Source organism: Streptomyces sp. bgisy100 (assembly GCF_057709105.1).
Genome location: NZ_JBYITE010000059.1, coordinates 20000 through 36771 on the forward strand (window position 1 = coordinate 20000; position 16772 = coordinate 36771).

Genomic DNA, 16772 nt, shown 5'->3' on the forward strand with positions numbered 1-16772 from the left:
GGCACGCCGGGTACGTGCCGGGGTCAACCGGAGGGCCGATTACTGAGCGGACGCATACTCCGGAAGGTGGATGGGCCCGGCGTACGCCCCGGGGCACAGGGCGGTGCCCGCCCGGTGCGGTGGCCTGCGCGGACACCTCTACGGTGGGGGCGTGGTGAACGACACGCGGCAGCGGCGGGGATGGCGGGAAGCGGCCGGTACGGCGCTGTACGGGCCGGAGGGTTTCTTCGTCCGGGAGCGTCCGGCCGCACACTTCCGCACCTCGGTGCACGCCTCCCCGCTGTTCGCCTCGGCCGTGGCCGAGCTGCTGCGGCGGGTCGACGAGGCGCTCGGCCGGCCGGACGCGCTGGCCCTGGTGGACGTCGGGGCAGGCCGCGGCGAGCTTCTGGAGGGCGTGCTGGCGCAGGTGTCCCCGGAGCTCCGCGCACGGCTGCGGCCGTACGCCGTGGAACGCGCGGCCCGCCCGGCGGGGCTCGACCCCCGCGTCGCCTGGCACGACGAGCTGCCGGAGCCGGGCTCCGTCACCGGCCTGGTGTTCGCCAACGAGTGGCTGGACAACGTGCCGCTGGAGGTGGCCGAGGCCGGACCGGACGGAGTGCTGCGCCGGGTCCTCGTCACGGCCGACGGGGAGGAGTCCCCGGGCGAGGCCGTCTCCGGTGCGGACGCCGCCTGGCTGACGCGCTGGTGGCCGCCGGCCGGGAAACCGGAACCGGACGCGGGGCACGGAACGGCCGGCGGCACGGGGACGGAAGCGGAATCGGCGGCGGGGGGCGTTCGGGGGATCGGTCCGGGGGGCGTACCCGCGCTCCGTGCCGAACCGGGACCGCGGGCCGAACCGGGGCTGCGGGCGGAGATCGGCGCCCCCCGGGACGAGGCCTGGGCGCGGGCCGTCGCCTGTCTGCGGCACGGACTGGCCGTCGCCGTCGACTACGCCCACACCCGCGAGGACCGGCCGCTCTTCGGCACCCTGACCGGCTTCCGCGACGGCCGCGAGGTCCGCCCGGTCCCGGACGGCTCCTGCGACATCACGGCCCATGTGGCCCTCGACGCCTGCGCGGCGGCCGGCGCCATGGCGGCGGGCACCGCGGTGGCGGAGGCCGGCCCGAAGGCGGAGTCGAGCCCAACGGCGGGAACGGGCGCTGCAGCGGGGGCGGGCCCAACGGCGGGAACGGGCGCTACGGCGGGGCCCGACGCTCTCGACGGCGCCGCGCTGCTCAGCGGCGGCCCGTCCCTGCTCACCCAGCGGGACGCGCTGCACGCCCTCGGGGTGGACGGCCGCCGGCCGCCGCTGGCGCTCGCGTCCACCGACCCCGGCGCCTACGTCAGGGCGCTGAGCTCGGCGGGCGAGGCGGCCGAGCTCACCGACCCCTCCGGGCTGGGCGCGTTCGGCTGGCTGATCCAGCCGGTGGCCCGCTGACACCTGCGGCGCGGGGCCCGCGCCGGCGCCCGGCTGCCCTCTGCGGGCCGATGGACCGCCGCGGGCCCTCCGGAAACGGTCAGCGGCCCCCGGAACGGCCCGGAACCGGTGGCCGGCCCCCGGCGAGCGCTCCGCTAGGCCCGGGTGCCCGTCATCCAGCGGTCGGGCAGCGCCTCGCGGCGGCCGGTGCGGGAGCGGTCCGCCTGGGCGGACAGGATCCGGATGGCCTCGTCGGCGTCGCGGAGCCGGGCCGTCACCGACTTGTCGGCGCCGGTGTCCACCACCACGTCCGCGAGCCCGCGCCGCCGCTCCCACGGCCCCTGGGTGCACCGGACGCTCTGCACCTTCGCGTGCGGTACCAGGGCGAGCGAGCGGCCGAGCAGCCCGTGCCGGGCGGCGAAGACCGAGGCGTCGACGGTGAAGCCGTAGCCCCGCCACCACGCCGGGACGCACCAGCGGGCCCGTGACGGGGCCGGCTCCAGCGCGGCCGTCACCGCCTCCACGTCGACGCCCGGCAGCACCCGGCCGACGATCCGGGCGGCGACCGCCCGGTCGGCGACCGGCAGCAGAACGCCGTTCTTGGAACCGGCCACGTCCAGTTCGACCCGGACCCAGCCGCGGCGCCGCCACAGCAGGGGCTCGACGATCCGCACGGTCTGCACCCGGCCCGGCGGAACCGTCTCGTGCTCGCGGTCGAGCAGCCCGTGGTCGAGCCGCAGCCCGTCCGGGGACTCCCCGACCGTCCAGTCGTACTCGGCGATGTACCGTCCGGCGCTGCTCGTCCAGACCCCGCCCAGGAAGGGCAGCCCGGTCGCTATCGCCACCCAGATGCTCCCGCTCAGCAGCCACACCAGCGGCGGGCCGGCCACCGCGACGGCGAGCGCTCCCCAGGTGCTCACCATCAGCAGCAGCGACACGGCAAGATCCTTGGGATCGACCCGGACCAGCCGCCGTACCGGGGCCTCACCGGCCGCGTGGACCGCCTCCGGGGCGATACCGGCGGCGCGCGCCAGCAGTTCGGCGCGGAGCTCCCGGGCGTCCCGCTCGCTGAGGAACGCCAGCTCGTCCTTGTCCTCGGTACCGATCACATCGAGCTTGAGCTTGGCCACGCCCAGGAAGCGGGCGAACAGCGGCTGGGTGACGTCGACCGCCTGGAGCCGGTCCAGCCGGATGTGCGCCACCCGCCGGAAGATCAGCCCGGTACGGATGCGCAGCTCGGTGTCGGTGACCGAGAAGTGGGTGAACCACCAGGACAGGAAGCCGTACGCGCCGGCCACCGGGACCAGCACGGCGAGCCCCAGCAGCGTCACCTCGACGGAGAGCCCGGTGATCCACCGCCGGGCCTGGTCCAGGTCGTGGACGGCCACACCGGCCGCGACCGCGAACGGCGCCCAGGCGCGGCGCAGCGGGGTGACGGGGTGCAGCCGCCGCTCCACTCCGCCCGCCGCCGGACCGGCCGCCTCTGCCCCCGGACCGGCCGCCTCCGGACCGGCTGCCCCCGGACCGGCTGGCTCCCGACCGGCTGTCCCTGCCCCCGGACCGGCTGCCTCCGGCGGTACCGCCTCCGCCCCGCTCACAGCCCCGCCGATCGGGCCTGGCCGAGCTCCGTGAGGCGCTCCCGCAGCCGCGACGCCTCCTCGGGGAGCACCCCCGGGATCCGGGCGTCGCTCGCGGCGGCCGCGGTGTGCAGCTGCACGCTCGCCAGCCCGAAGCGGCGCGCCAGCGGCCCCGACATGACCTCGACGAGCTGCATCCGCCCGTACGGGACGACCGTGGTCTCCCGCCAGAGCACCCCGCGGCTGAGCAGCAGGTCGTCGGCGCGCTCCGCATAGCGCCAGGAGCGCCAGTTGCGCTCCAGCAGCCACCAGCCCCAGGCCGTGAGGGCCAGCGGCGGCAGTGCGGCGAGCGCGGCCCAGCCGGGGCCGGCCAGCGGCAGCAGCACCGCCGCGGCGGCGACCGCGAGCGGTACCAGCGATACCGCCAGCACCAGCCGCCGCAACGTCAGCAGGGCCCGCGGCAGGCCCGTCCATCCCGCTCCGGTGCCGGGCTCGATGTCCCCGACGGCGTCCCCGCGGGCGCCGTCGGAAGCGTCTCCGCCGGAGGCCTCTCCTCCGGGCGCATCTCCGCCGGACGCTCCGACGCCGGTCTCCCCCGCGCCGGCCTCCCCGGCCTTGCTCTCCCCGGCACTGCTCTCCCCGACGCCGCTCTCCTCGGCTCCGGCGTCACCGACCCCGCTCTCCCCGGCGCCGGCGTCACCACCCAGGCCCCCGAGGGGGGTCCCGCCGCCGTCCCCCGCGGTGTTTCTTCCGCTGTCCCCGCCCATGTCCGCTCCGTCCCCGGTTCCGGTACGGGCCCCGTCCCCGTATCCATGGCCACCAGCGTAGGCCGCCGGGGGAGCTGCGAGACTGTTCCCATGACGGAGACGACAGTCGGGATCGGCGGTGCGGCGGAGAGCACGGACATGGTGCTCAACATCGGGCCGCAGCACCCGTCCACGCACGGGGTGCTGCGCCTGCGGCTGGTGCTCGACGGCGAACGGATCCAGCACGCGGAACCGGTGATCGGCTACATGCACCGCGGTGCGGAGAAGCTGTTCGAGGCGCGCGACTACCGCCAGATCATCATGCTCGCCAACCGTCACGACTGGCTGTCGGCCTTCTCCAACGAGCTGGGCGTCGTCCTCGCCGTCGAGCGGATGCTGGGCATGGAGGTGCCGGAGCGCGCCGTCTGGACCCGTACGCTGCTCGCCGAGCTGAACCGGGTGCTCAACCACCTGATGTTCCTCGGCTCGTATCCGCTCGAACTGGGCGGAATCACCCCGATCTTCCACGCGTTCACCGAGCGCGAGGAGCTGCAGCACGTCATGGAGGAGATCTCCGGCGGGCGCATGCACTACATGTTCAACCGGGTCGGCGGGCTCAAGGAGGACCTCCCGGCCGGCTGGCTGGGCCGGGCGCGGCACGCGGTCGCCGCCTGCCGCTCGCGGATGGACGTCTTCGACCGGCTGGTCCTCGGCAACGAGATCTTCCGGGGCCGGACCCGCGGGGTCGGCGTGCTGGCCCCGGAGACGGTGCACGCCTACGGGGTGAGCGGACCGATCGCCCGCGGCTCCGGCGTCGACTTCGACCTGCGGCGGGACGAGCCGTACCTCGCCTACGGGGAGCTGCGGGAGGTCCTGCGGGTCGCCACCCGCACCGAGGGCGACTGCCTGGCGCGCTTCGAGTGCCTGCTGGACCAGACGCACAACTCGCTGGAGCTCGCCGAGGCCTGCCTGGACCGGATCGAGGAGCTGCCGCAGGGGCCGATCAACCAGCGGCTGCCGAAGGTGCTGAAGGCCCCGGAGGGCCACACCTACGCGTGGACCGAGAACCCGCTGGGGATCAACGGCTACTACCTGGTGTCGAAGGGCGAGAAGACGCCGTACCGGCTGAAGCTGCGCTCGGCGTCGTACAACAACATTCAGGCGCTGACCGAGCTGCTGCCGGGGACGCTGGTCGCCGACATGGTCGCGATCCTCGGCTCGCTGTTCTTCGTCGTCGGCGACATCGACAAGTGACGTCCGGCCAGTAGACGTCCGGCAAGCAAACGCCGGCGCCGGTGTCCTCCACCCCATGGGGACGGGACACCGGCGCCGACGTCACTTCTGAGGAATCAGGACGTACGGACCCGCCGCAGCCGCCGGATGTCGATCTGCTCGGTCTCGTCGTACTCGGTGAGGTCGATGACCTCGCCCGACTCGCCCGTGGCACCGGACGTGTTCCCCGCTCCGTCCGTGCCCTCGGACGCCTCCTCGACGCCGTCGGCGGCGGCTCCCGGCCGGGCTCCGTCCGCATCGGCCCCGTCCGCGGCCTCGGCGCGAGCATCGGCCGTCGGCGTCCCCGGCGCATCGGCCGCCTCCGCTTCGGTCTCCTCCGCGTCGGCCGCCTTCGCCTCCTCCGCCCGGTTCGCCTCGTGTTCGGCGAACGCCTCCGCGCCGACGACATCGGCCAGGTCCTCGTCGGGGGCCGGTGCGGAAGCCGGTCCCGGACGCTCGGCCGGAGCCGGGACGGCCTGGTCCAGCCCCTGGGTCCCGAAGAAGTCGAAGCCGCCGACACCGGGCGCGGCCGGGCGGCGGAGCGGTGCGTGCGGCACGACCGCGGAGGCCGTGGGCACCTTGTGCTGCCGGCCCTTCTCCACCGCGGTGTCGTCGGTGGCGGCCGTACGGGAGGAGGTCCCGGCGGCCGCCGCGTGCTTCCCCGTGGGCTCCTCCGCCTCCCGTCGCTCGGCGAGATCACGCCGGCGGGCGGCCGCGACGGTGCGCTGCGCCTGCTGCCGGGCCCCGTTGCGGAGGAGTTCGGACAGCGCGCGGTCGGCCTTCAGATAAGTACTGGGCGTGGGCGCGCCGTTCGCGTCCAGGTCGGAGGAGTCGGCGGACAGCGCCTTGGCGGGCTCCCCGGACTCCAGGGCGAGCTGCCGACGGCCCTCCAGGGCGCTGGCCCGCTCGGTCTCGGCCGTGGCGTAGCGGCGCAGGAGTTCGGCGTGCTCGTTGCGCAGCCGGGCGAGTTCGGCACGCTTGGACCGGAGCTTGCCCTCGAGGCCGCTGCGCAGCTCGCGCGACTCCTCGAGGTCCATCTCCAGCTCGGCGATCCGCTCGTCGGTGCGCCACTCGTCACGGACCCGTGCCGCGGTGAGTTCGGCGACCCGCTTGCCGGCGACCCGGTCCCACTGCCGTGTCAGGGCCGCGCAGCCGATGCCGAGGGCGGCCGTACCCGCCACCAGCACACGGAGCGCGACAGCGTCGCCCATCAGCCAGGCGCCGGCAGCACAGACAACGGATGCGGCAGCGATCGACGTCGGGGGAAGAAGCCGGTGCAGGGGTGGTGAATGGCGGTGACGTCCACGTGGCATGGCCAGAAACTTACCGTGCGTGCGGTCTGTATGGGGACCCGCCCGCCCATCTGTTTTCGGCCGGTTACCTCCCCGGCAACCCGTTCCGCTTACTTCCCCCGAATCCCGGCTCCACTCCCGCTACTTCCCCAGCAGCCCTTTCCGTTCCAGGTACTCGGCGGCGACGTCCTTCGGCTTCTGCCGCTCCGCGTCGACCTTCCGGTTGAGTTCGATCAGATCGGCGGTCGTCAGCGTCCGGGTGAGCTTTCCGAGCGCCGACGCGATGCCCTTGCCCCCGGCCTGTTCGGCGTTGACCACGGGCAGTACGTTCTCGGCGTTCTGCAGCCGCTTGTCGTCCTTCAGCAGCACCAGGCCGAAGTCGTCCAGGGTGGCGTCGGTGGTCGTGGTCAGCATCATCTGATGCGTGCCGTCCTTGACCGCCTGCTTCGAGGCCGGGCTGCTGACGCCCTTGGGGTCCACCCCGGTGATGTCGATGCCGTAGGTCTTGACCAGACCCGGCCGGCAGAACGGCCGCTCGTCGCACTCGTCACCGGCGGCGAGTTTGACCTCCAGCTTTGATTTCCCCAGGTCGGAGAGGGTTTTGAGGTGGTGCTTCCGGGCGAATTCCGCAGCCACCGCGAAGGCGTTCTGATCGGTCGCCGCGCCGTGCGGCAGAACCTTCAGTCCGCGCTCGGCGGCGACCTTCTTCAGCGCCGCGACGGTCCGGTCCGCGTCACTGGACGCGATCGGCTTCGCCTTCGGGCCGTTCTCCTTCGCGTTGAGGAATTCGGCGAGCGTGGCCGCGTACTCCGGCACCACGTCGATGTCGCCCTTCTCCAGGGCCGGTTCGTACAGTTCGCGGTTCTTCAGCGTGGTGACCGACGCGTGGTAACCGGCGTCGTCGAGCAGCCGGACGTAGAGCTCGGCCAGGATCGTGGACTCGGTGAATCCGGCCGAGCCGACGACCACGGACCCCTTGCCGCCCCCGGAGCCGCCCTGGCTCTCCAGGCTCTTGCCGCCGCACCCGGCCAGCCCGGCCGTCAGCGCCGCGGCGGCCAGCACCGCACCCGCCGCTCGTGCGCCGCGCACCGCTCCCGGGGCCGTGCTCTCGGAGTTCTCGGAGCTCATGCGTCCACCCTCCAACGGGTCGTCGTGTCCACGGCCTTGGCCGGGGCGGCGGTGCGCCGCCGCCTCATCGGGTCGAAGAGCCACTGCCCCAGGGCCAGCAGCGCCTCGACGAGCAGGGCCAGTGCGGCGACCAGGATCGCCCCGGCCACCACCTGGGGGGTGTCGTAGGTGTTGAAGCCCGCGGTGATGATGCGGCCCAGCCCGCCGCCGCCCGGCAGCGCCGCCAGCGTCGCCGTGGCGACCACCTGCACCGCCGCGGAGCGCACCCCGGTCATGATCAGGGCGAAGGCCAGCGGGAGTTCGACCCGGACCAGCACCTGCACGCCGGACATCCCCATGCCGCGCGCCGCCTCCACCACGTCGCGGTCCGCCTCCCGCATCCCGACGTAGGCGTTGGTCAGCAGCGGCGGCACGGCGAACAGCACCAGCGCGATGATCGTCGGCACATCGCCGTACCGGCCGAGGGGGGTGAGCGTCAGCAGTACGAGCACCGCGAACGTCGGAACCGCCCGGCCCGCGTTGGAGAGGTTGACCGCCAGCGCCCCGCCCCGGCCGATGTGGCCGAGCCAGAGCGCGACCGGCAGCGCCACCGCGCAGGCCAGCCCCAGGCAGACCGCCGTCAGGAAGAGGTGCTCGGACAGCCGGTGCCCCGCGCCGTTCTCCCCCGCCCAGTGCGTGGCCGTCGTCAGCCAGGTCCAGGCCTCCGCCATCGCCCCCATGCGCTCAGCCCGCCTTCGCCGGGCGGGCGGTGGAGGTGCCGGTGGCAGTGGCGGTGCGTATGCGGCCGCGTATGCGCCCGCGGCCGGATATCCACGGGGTGAGCAGCCGCTGGAGGCCGAGCAGCAGAACGTCCGCCAGCACCGCCAGGGCCACGCACAGGGCGGAGGCGGTCAGCACCTGGGCCCGGAAGTTGCTGCCCATGCCCTCGTAGATGAGATTGCCCAGCCCGCCGTACCCGACGATCGCGCCGACCGTGGTCAGCGACACCGCGGAGACGGTGGCGATGCGCACCCCCGCCATCAGCGCGGGCAGCGCGAGCGGCAGCTCCACGCCGAACAGCAGGCGGCCCGGCCCGTAGCCCATCCCCCGGGCGGCCTCCCGCGTCTCGGCCGGCACCGCCGCCAGTCCCGCCAGGATGTTCCGCACCAGAACGGTCAGGGAGTAGAGGACCAGGCCCGTCACCACGACCGAGGCCGAGACTCCGAACACCGGCATCAGCAGGGCGAACATCGCCAGCGACGGCACGGTGTACAGCACGGTCGTCAGCGCCAGCACCGGCCCGGCGAAGGCCCGGCGACGGGCGAGCAGCGCCAGCGGGAAGGCGATCAGCAGACCGAGGGCGACCGACGCGAGGGCGATCCCGACGTGCTGGAGCGTGGCGTCGACCAGCTCCTCGCTCCGCGAACGGAGGTATTCGCCGCATATCCAGTCATTGGCCGCCAGACAGCTCCGCGCACTCATGCGCGCCCCCTTTCCCTCGCTCGCCGTGACAACGCCTGGCGACCCTATCCCCAAGGGCTGACAATCGGTGAGAACACCCACACCGCCGCAATGTGTTCTTCACAAGAACCGGGCCCTGACCGGCCACAATGGGGAGCCATGATCCGCTTCGAGCACGTCACCAAGCGCTACGACGACGGCACCACCGCCGTCGACGACCTGTCCTTCGAGGTCGCCGAGGGGGAGTTGGTCACGCTCGTCGGACCGTCCGGCTGCGGCAAGACCACCACCATGAAAATGGTGAACCGGCTGATCGAGCCCACCGCGGGCCGCATCCTGCTGGACGGCGAGGACATCGCGACCGTCGACCCGGTGCGGCTGCGCCGCCGGATCGGCTACGTCATCCAGCAGGTCGGGCTGTTCCCGCACAAAACGGTGCTGGACAACACCGCCACCGTGCCGCACCTCCTCGGCCGGCCCCGCAAGGAGAGCCGCAAACGCGCCGCCGAACTGCTCGACCTGGTCGGCCTCGACCCGTCCGTCTACGGCGACCGCTACCCGGACCAGCTCTCCGGCGGCCAGCGCCAGCGCGTCGGCGTGGCCCGCGCCCTCGCCGCGGACCCGCCCGTCCTCCTGATGGACGAACCGTTCGGCGCGGTCGACCCGGTGGTGCGCGAGCACCTGCAGAACGAGTTCCTGAAACTCCAGGCGACCGTCCGCAAGACCGTCCTCTTCGTGACGCACGACATCGAGGAGGCCGTGCGGCTGGGCGACCGCATCGCCGTCTACGGCCAGGGCCGGATCGAACAGTTCGCCCCGCCGGCGGCCGTGCTGGGCGCCCCCGCCACGCCGTACGTGGCCGACTTCGTCGGCGCCGACCGGGGCCTGAAGCGGCTGTCGGTCACCACCATCGAGCCGGGGGACCTCGAACAGCCGCCGGTCGTCCACCTCGACGACCCGCTGTCCGCGGCAGCCGTCCGGCTGACGGCTGACGGCGCGCGCTGGGCCGTCGTCCTGGACGACTCCGACAACCTGCACGGCTGGCTCTCCCGGGAGGCGGCGGCCTCGGGAGAGAAGGGCACGGTCCGCGAGCACGCCCGCCGGATGGACGCCTGGCTGCCCGTCGGCGCCTCCCTGAAGCAGGCGTTCAGCACCATGCTCCAGCACGACGCGGGCTGGATCGCCGTCCTGGAGGGCGACCGCTTCCTCGGCGTCCTCACCCCGGCCCGCCTCCACGAGGCGCTCCGCCGCTCGATCGACGCCGACGCGAACGCCATCCCCCGGGCCGAGGTGGACCTGGAGTCGGTGGGCGGCGCCTGACCCGGCCACCGCGGAACACCGGACATCCGCTCCGGGCGGCCGGCCCGGAACGCCAACGGGCGACAGCCTCCGCGGGGGCCGGCCGCGGCCCGCCCCCGGCCCGGCCGGTCACCGCTCCTGGTCGGTCCCCGGGCCTGGTCGGTCCCCGGGCCTGGTCGGTTCCCTGGCCTGCCCAGCCCCCGGGCCTGCCCAGCCCCCGGGCCTGCTCAGTCCCCGGGCCCCGGCACCCGGAGACGGTGCGTCAGCCAGTCGAGCGCCGGAGGCACCTCGCGGCTCCAGGTGCTGAAGTTGTGCCCGCCGGATTCCAGGACGATCGACGACACCCGCAGCGGCCGCTTCGCCCGCGCGACGAACGCCCGGGCGTCGGCGTAGTTGTCCTCCCCCCTCCGGCTGGTGCCCAGCAGCACGGAGACCGGCGGCATCGGCCGGTGCGCCAGCCGCCACAGCAGGTCGTTCTCCCGCTCCAGCCTCCTGCTGCCGCCGAAGAGATCCCCGGTGGTCGCGTCGGAGGGCGCCCGGTACACGTTGGAGAGCCCGGCCGCGGCCGAGAAGGCACCGGGGTGGCGCAGCGCCATCTTCAGCGCGCAGTACCCCCCGGTGGAGTTGCCGATGACGCCCCAGTTCCGGGCCCGGCCGCCGACCCGGTAGTGCTCCGCGACCGCCCGGCGCAGGTCCTCGGTGAAGAAGGTCTCGGCCTGCGGCCCGCCGGGCACGTCCATGCACTCGGTGTCCCGGGGCGGCGCCACGGTCGGACGGGCCAGGACCAGAACGGTGGGCCGCATCGTGCCCCGTTCGATCAGCCGGGCGGCCGTCTGCGGATACCTCAGCCGGGTGATGAGATTCTCCGCCGTACCGGGAAAACCGGTCAGCACGAGAGCGGCCGGGAATTTCCGGCCGGCGTACCGGGACCGGAAATACTGCGGAGGAAGATAGACATAGGCGGATGCCGTGATTCCGGTGCCCTCGCCCGCTATCGTCACCCGGTCGACCCGGCCGGCTTTCCCCGGATTGCCGCCGTCCGGCAACCCCACGCTCCGGGTGCCCTGCACCACCAGGCGCCCCGTGCCCGTCCCGTCGTGATCGACGACGACGCCCATCTCCTGTTCGGTGCCCAGCAGATCCGCCCATGAGCTGTAAAAGCCGAAATACAGGTTGGCCGCGACACCCCCCGCCGCCAGGATCGACAGCTGCGTACCGAGCAGAATGCCGACCCGGCCCAGCACGGCAGGTACGCTGCGCCGCGCGAGCCGTGGCCATAACCAGATGGTCACGGTGAACACCGAAACCGCCACGACGACGGCCAGCATCAGAAGCCTCTTGCTGGTGAGGGCCATATGAAGCTTTCTCGAAGGCGACCCGGCATCCGTGTCGCGGCGGCAGTGCCTCCCCTTCAGGTGCAGTACGGGCCCCTTTCGGACGGAACGTCCGGGACGGGGAACCCGGTCCCGGATGCCGGCGTCCTACAGGACGCACCTGGTCCGGGAGGCGCGACCAACGGCCGCAAAAGTTCTCGACGGAGCTAACGGGAAGCGATGTCTGTCAGGATAGATGGCGAAAAGTCCGAAGAGGTTCCGGCGCGGTTCGCACGAGTGCGCCGGGTGCTGCGAGGACCCCGCCCCGAGAAGGTGCCCGGCCTCATCGGCACCGCCTGCACGCTCCTGGGCCTCCTCGACATCGCCGCCGGAGTCTTCCCCCGCTTCCGGCACAGCCGGATGCACGCCGCCGCCGAAGTCCTGCCCGGCACCCTGGGCCCGTTCACCGCGGCCATGGCGATCTGCGCGGGCGTCCTGCTGCTCCTCCTGGCCCACGCCCTCAAACGGCGCAAGCGGCGCGCCTGGGTCGCGGCCGTCGTCCTGCTGCCCGTCGGCGCGGTGGCCCAGTACGTCTACCGCCACTCGGTCTGCGGCACGCTCCTCTCGCTCGCGCTGCTCGCCCTGCTGCTGCGCCACCGCCGGGAGTTCGCCGCACTCCCGGACCCGAGGAGCCGCTGGAAGGCCCTCGCCAACTTCGCCCTGCTCGGCTCCGGCAGCGTCGGCCTCGGCATGCTGATCGTCAGTTCCCACCCCGGCCGGGTCGTCGGCGAGCCCGGCTTCACCCAACGCCTCGAGCACGTCCTGTACGGCCTGTTCGGCTTCGAGGGCCCGGTCGGCTACACCGGCGGCGTCTCCTGGACCGTCGGCTACTCGCTCGGCGCGCTCGGCCTGCTCACCGCCGTCACCACCAGCTACCTCGCCCTGCGGCCGGAGAAGCCGGCCGCCCGGCTCACCCACGACGACGAGACCCTCCTGCGGGACCTGCTGGAACGGCACGGCGGCCGGGACTCCCTGGGCCACTTCGCCCTCCGCCGGGACAAGGGCGTGGTCTTCTCCCCCAGCGGCAAGGCGGCCGTCTGCTACCGGGTGGTCTCCGGCGTGATGCTGGCCAGCGGCGACCCGATCGGCGACGTCGAGGCCTGGCCCGGCGCCATCGAACGCTTCATGGAGCACGCCCGGGCGCACTCCTGGACCCCGGCCGTCATGGGGTGCAGCGAGACCGGCGGCGAGGTCTGGACCCGGGAGACCGGCCTCGACGCCCTGGAGCTCGGCGACGAAGCCGTGGTCGAGGTCGCCGACTTCACCCTGTCCGGACGGGCCATGCGCAACGTCCGGCAGATGGTCAAGCGGATCGAGCGCAACGGCTACGACACCCGGGTGCGGCGGGTCGCCGACCTCCGCCCGGAGGAGCTGGAGCGGATCCAGCGCGCGGCCGCCGACTGGCGCGGCACCGACACCGAGCGCGGCTTCTCCATGGCACTCGGCCGGATCGGCGACCCCGCCGACGGCGACTGCGTCATCGCCACCGCCCACAAGACCGGCGAGGACGGCGGGAACGGCCCGTACGGCGACCTGAAGGCCGTCCTCCACTTCGTCCCGTGGGGTGACCACGGGATGTCGCTGGACCTGATGCGCCGCGACCGCTCGGCCGACCCCGGGATGAACGAGCTGCTGATCGTGGCCGCCCTGCAGGCCGCCTCCGGCCTCGGGGTGAAGCGGGTGTCGCTGAACTTCGCCATGTTCCGCTCGGCGCTCGCCCGGGGCGAGCGGCTGGGGGCCGGACCGGTGCTGCGCGGCTGGCGCGGACTGCTGGTGTTCCTCTCCCGCTGGTTCCAGATCGAGTCGCTGTACAAGTTCAACGCGAAGTTCCGGCCGTCCTGGGAGCCCCGCTTCCTGGTCTTCCGCAACACCCGCGACCTGCCGCGGATCGGCTTCGCCGCCATGCAGGCCGAGGGCTTCGTCACCCTGGCCCTGCCGCGGCCCTTCACCCGCCGCCCCGGCTCCCGCCGGGCACGCCCCTGCGCCCACCTGTCCACGGCGCCGACGGCGGAACGCGAGCCGCAGGCGGCCTGAGTGCCGGCGTTCGGCTCAGGCCGTCCGACACCGCTCCCGGATCCTGCCCGTTCCGCATGCCAGCCCCTGCAACGTCCCGCCGGGCGGAAGCCCCTGCCCCCGACGGGTACCGGAGCAGGCCGTGCGCTCTACGCTGGGGGCATGAGTACGTTGCGGGGCCGCGTGGCCGGTCTTCCGGAGTGGGACCGCTGTGCGGTCATGGGCGTGGTGAACGTGACGCCCGACTCGTTCTCCGACGGCGGTCGCTGGTTCGACACCGCCGCCGCGGTCAAGCGCGGCCTCGGCCTGGCGGCCGAAGGCGCCGACCTGGTCGACGTCGGCGGCGAGTCGACCCGCCCGGGAGCCAGCCGGGTCGACGAGGACGAGGAACTGCGCCGGGTCATCCCGGTGGTCCGGGACCTGTCGGCCGAGGGCGTCGTCGTCTCCGTGGACACCATGCGCGCCTCGGTCGCCGAACAGGCCGTCGCCGCCGGAGCGGTGCTGGTCAACGATGTGAGCGGCGGTCTCGCGGACCCCGCGATGGTGCCGGTCGTCGCGGCGGCCGGGGTGCCGTTCGTGGTGATGCACTGGCGCGGGTTCAGCGCCGACATGAACAGCCGCGCCGTCTACCGGGACGTCGTCGGCGAGGTCCTGGCCGAGCTGCGCGAGCGGCTGGACGCCGTGGTCGCCGGCGGGGTCGCCTCCGAGCGCGTGGTGATCGACCCGGGACTGGGCTTCGCCAAGAACGCCGAGCACGACCTGGCCCTGGTCGCCCGGCTGCGCGAGCTGCGCGGCCTGGGCCGTCCGCTGCTGGTCGCGGCGTCGCGCAAACGGTTCCTCGGACAGGTGCTCTCCGGGGGTGAGGGCAGCCCGCCGCCGGCCCGGGAGCGGGACGCGGCCACCGCCGCCGTCTCGGCGATAGCGGCCCGCGAGGGCGCCTGGGCCGTCCGGGTGCACGAGGTACGGGCCACCGCGGACGCGGTGCGGGTGGCCCGCGCCGTCGAGGGCGCGGAGCGCACCGGGGCGACCGGGTGAGCGCGGCCCGGACGGACCGCGAACAGGTCGAGCTGGCCAACACCGCCCTCTACGAGGCCATGGAGCAGGGAGATTTCGAAGCCCTGTCCGGTCTGTGGCTGGAGGGGGACGTGAGCTGTGTGCACCCCGGCTGGCCGGTGCTGCGCGGCCACAGCGAGGTGCTCCGCTCCTATGCGGTGATCATGGCGAACACCGAGTACATCCAGTTCTTCCTCACCGACGTCGAGGTGGCGGTCGAGGACGACACCGCCCTGGTGACCTGCACCGAGAACATCCTCAGCGGCGGCCCCGCGGAGGAGGACGGCGAGCTCGGCCCGCTGGTCGGGCAGCTGGTGGTCGCCACGAATGTGTTCCGACGCACAGTGGACGGCTGGAAGATCTGGTCGCACCACGGGTCGCCGGTGCTGGCCGACACCCAGGGCGACGAGGACGGCGACGGCGAGGAGCCCACGGCCGGACGCTGAACGTCAGCGCCCGGTGACACGCCACTCGTTCGAGCCACGCGGTGGACGGGTAGGGGTGGGCAGGAGGCCCTTGGCAGATGCGCGGGCCCAGCCCCTGCTACCAGCCGGACGGGCCGAAGTCCATAGCCCCCATGGGCGAGCGCACCCCTGGTTCGCAGGTAGATTCGGGGGCGAGTGGCGTGCCGGGGGCCGCCGCCGACCCGTACATCCGATGACCGGCAGGAGTGATCCGTGTGGACCGTGTCGCACTGCGCGGCCTGAAAGGCCTCGGCCACCACGGGGTGTTCCCCGAGGAGCGCGAGAAGGGCCAGATCTTCGTCGTGGACGTGGTGCTGGGCCTGGACACCCGCCCGGCGGCTGCCGACGACGACCTGACCCGCACCGTGCACTACGGGGTGGTGGCGGAGGACGTCGTGGGCGTCGTGACGGGCGAGCCGGTCGACCTGATCGAGACACTGGCGGAACGGATCGCCGAGAAGTGTCTCCAGCACGAGACGGTGCAGGAGGTCGAGGTGTGCGTCCACAAGCCGGACGCCCCGATCGCTGTCCCGTTCGACGACGTGACCATCACGATCACACGGAGCCGAGTATGAGCATGAGCACCAGCGACCCGACCGTGCAGCCCGTGCCCGCCTCGGTCGTCCAGCAGGTGGACGCCGCCGACACCACGCTCAGCAACCCGAAACGCGCGGTGATCTCGCTGGGGAGCAATCTGGGCAACCGGCTGGAGACCCTGCAGGGTGCGGTCGACGCGCTGGAGGACACCCCGGGCGTCCGGGTCAAGGCCGTCTCCCCCGTCTACGAGACCGAGCCGTGGGGCGTCGAGCCGCAGTCCCAGCCCTCGTACTTCAACGCCGTGGTGCTGATCAAGACCACCCTGCCGCCGTCCTCCCTGCTGGAGCGCGGACACGCCATCGAGGAGGCCTTCGAGCGGGTCCGCGACGAGCGCTGGGGCCCGCGGACCATCGACGTCGACATCGTGGCGTACCAGGACGTCGTCTCCGACGACCCGGTGCTCACCCTGCCGCACCCGCGGGTGCACGAGCGCGCCTTCGTCCTCGTGCCCTGGCACGACGTGGACCCGGAGGCCGAGGTGCCCGGCCGCGGCGCGGTCGCGGAGCTGCTGGACGGCGTCGGCCGCACCGGTGTGGACGCCCGCGCCGACCTGGAACTCCGCCTCCCCGAGTAGTCGTTGCAGTCGTTAGGCTCCTCGGGTACGGGCAGGGACGCCATCGCGAGGGAAGGCCAGGCCAAGTGAAGCAGCTGCGGGTCCGGGTGCTGTTCGGACTGTTCGCCGTGGCCGGAGTGCTGTCGTGGGCCGGATCGCGGCTCTGGGACACCTTCGGCACGCTGCCGAGAGTGCCGGTCGCGGCCCCGATCGTGCTGGGGGTGATCGCCGCGGTGCTCGCGGCGACCGCCCTGGCGCTGCGGGCCCGGCTCAAGGCCCAGCGGGAGCGGCGGCCCGACGCCAAGGGCGTGGACCCGATGGTTGCCGCCCGTGCGGTGGTCTTCGGCCAGGCCAGCGCGCTGGTGGCGTCGCTGGTGGCCGGGGTCTACGCCGGGGCGTTCGTCTTTCTGCTGATCGACGGCCTGGACGCCGGTCCGCGGCGCGATCAGGCGATCTACGCGGGGCTCTCGGTCGTCACCGGGGCCGCCGTGGTCGTGGCGGCGCTCTTCCTGGAGCGGGTGTGCCGGCTGCCGGAGGACGAGGACAGCGGCCCCCCGAAGGCCCCTGCC

At 73.5% G+C, this 16772-nt stretch carries 16 protein-coding genes; 9 read left to right on the top strand and 7 right to left on the bottom strand.

The annotated features are described in order from the left end of the window. The first annotated feature begins 151 nt into the window (after nt 1-151). Nucleotides 152-1417 carry an SAM-dependent methyltransferase gene (locus tag AC3EQ1_RS27955; RefSeq protein ID WP_432097105.1) on the top strand — a complete coding sequence of 422 codons (1266 nt, stop codon included), beginning with the start codon at nt 152-154 and terminating at the stop codon, nt 1415-1417. Between the two features lie 134 nt (nt 1418-1551). Here the strand turns inward: AC3EQ1_RS27955 and AC3EQ1_RS27960 are convergent, their stop codons facing one another. Then, entirely contained in the window at nt 1552-3006 is a 1455-nt protein-coding gene (locus tag AC3EQ1_RS27960; RefSeq protein WP_432097118.1) for a PH domain-containing protein, read from the bottom strand. Continuing rightward, nucleotides 2991-3470 (bottom strand): PH domain-containing protein, encoded by a 480-nt coding sequence (locus AC3EQ1_RS27965; protein ID WP_432097119.1) that lies wholly within the window; start codon nt 3468-3470, stop codon nt 2991-2993. The genes AC3EQ1_RS27960 and AC3EQ1_RS27965 overlap by 16 nt, the downstream gene beginning before the upstream one ends. 360 nt (nt 3471-3830) lie before the next feature. On the opposite strand from AC3EQ1_RS27965, the gene AC3EQ1_RS27970 reads away from it, so the two are divergent. Further along, on the top strand, nt 3831-4973 hold the full coding sequence (locus tag AC3EQ1_RS27970; protein ID WP_432097106.1) for an NADH-quinone oxidoreductase subunit D: 1143 nt from the start codon (nt 3831-3833) through the stop codon (nt 4971-4973). Between the two features lie 95 nt (nt 4974-5068). On the opposite strand, the gene AC3EQ1_RS27975 is transcribed toward AC3EQ1_RS27970, so the two are convergent. The 4 genes from AC3EQ1_RS27975 to AC3EQ1_RS27990 all read right to left on the bottom strand — a co-directional run bounded on the left by AC3EQ1_RS27975 (nt 5069) and on the right by AC3EQ1_RS27990 (nt 8872). Then, nucleotides 5069-6202 carry a hypothetical protein gene (locus AC3EQ1_RS27975; protein ID WP_432097107.1) on the bottom strand — a complete coding sequence of 378 codons (1134 nt, stop codon included), beginning with the start codon at nt 6200-6202 and terminating at the stop codon, nt 5069-5071. 222 nt (nt 6203-6424) lie between these two features. Beyond that, nucleotides 6425-7411, bottom strand: coding sequence for an ABC transporter substrate-binding protein (locus AC3EQ1_RS27980; protein ID WP_432097108.1), 987 nt, complete (start codon nt 7409-7411; stop codon nt 6425-6427). Then, nucleotides 7408-8130 (bottom strand): ABC transporter permease, encoded by a 723-nt coding sequence (locus tag AC3EQ1_RS27985; RefSeq protein WP_432097109.1) that lies wholly within the window; start codon nt 8128-8130, stop codon nt 7408-7410. The genes AC3EQ1_RS27980 and AC3EQ1_RS27985 overlap by 4 nt, the downstream gene beginning before the upstream one ends. Nucleotides 8131-8134: 4 nt before the next feature. Beyond that, entirely contained in the window at nt 8135-8872 is a 738-nt protein-coding gene (locus tag AC3EQ1_RS27990; RefSeq protein ID WP_432097110.1) for an ABC transporter permease, read from the bottom strand. 138 nt (nt 8873-9010) lie between these two features. Here AC3EQ1_RS27990 and AC3EQ1_RS27995 point away from each other — a divergent pair, with 138 nt between their 5' ends. Beyond that, a complete protein-coding gene (locus AC3EQ1_RS27995; protein WP_432097111.1) occupies nt 9011-10171 on the top strand; it encodes an ABC transporter ATP-binding protein in 1161 nt (386 codons plus the stop codon). 206 nt (nt 10172-10377) lie between these two features. Here the strand turns inward: AC3EQ1_RS27995 and AC3EQ1_RS28000 are convergent, their stop codons facing one another. Continuing rightward, on the bottom strand, nt 10378-11505 hold the full coding sequence (locus tag AC3EQ1_RS28000; RefSeq protein WP_432097112.1) for an alpha/beta hydrolase: 1128 nt from the start codon (nt 11503-11505) through the stop codon (nt 10378-10380). A 198-nt stretch (nt 11506-11703) separates the two neighbouring features. On the opposite strand from AC3EQ1_RS28000, the gene AC3EQ1_RS28005 reads away from it, so the two are divergent. The 6 genes from AC3EQ1_RS28005 to AC3EQ1_RS28030 form a co-directional block, all read left to right on the top strand. After that, complete coding sequence (locus tag AC3EQ1_RS28005; protein WP_432097113.1) at nt 11704-13557, top strand: phosphatidylglycerol lysyltransferase domain-containing protein; 1854 nt, start codon at nt 11704-11706, stop codon at nt 13555-13557. Between the two features lie 141 nt (nt 13558-13698). Beyond that, nucleotides 13699-14571, top strand: coding sequence for a dihydropteroate synthase (gene folP / locus AC3EQ1_RS28010; protein WP_432097114.1), 873 nt, complete (start codon nt 13699-13701; stop codon nt 14569-14571). Then, the gene (locus AC3EQ1_RS28015) at nt 14568-15035 is read left to right on the top strand and encodes a nuclear transport factor 2 family protein (protein ID WP_351508798.1); all 468 of its coding nucleotides are present in this window, start codon (nt 14568-14570) and stop codon (nt 15033-15035) included. The genes folP and AC3EQ1_RS28015 overlap by 4 nt, the downstream gene beginning before the upstream one ends. A gap of 233 nt (nt 15036-15268) precedes the next feature. Then, nucleotides 15269-15628, top strand: a complete 360-nt coding sequence (gene folB, locus AC3EQ1_RS28020) for a dihydroneopterin aldolase (RefSeq protein WP_432097115.1) — start codon at nt 15269-15271, stop codon at nt 15626-15628. Between the two features lie 2 nt (nt 15629-15630). Further along, nucleotides 15631-16224 (top strand): 2-amino-4-hydroxy-6-hydroxymethyldihydropteridine diphosphokinase, encoded by a 594-nt coding sequence (gene folK / locus AC3EQ1_RS28025; protein ID WP_432097120.1) that lies wholly within the window; start codon nt 15631-15633, stop codon nt 16222-16224. A 65-nt stretch (nt 16225-16289) separates the two neighbouring features. Further along, nucleotides 16290-16772 (top strand): DUF3180 domain-containing protein (locus AC3EQ1_RS28030; protein ID WP_432097116.1); only part of this gene is annotated, 483 nt, incomplete at its 3' end.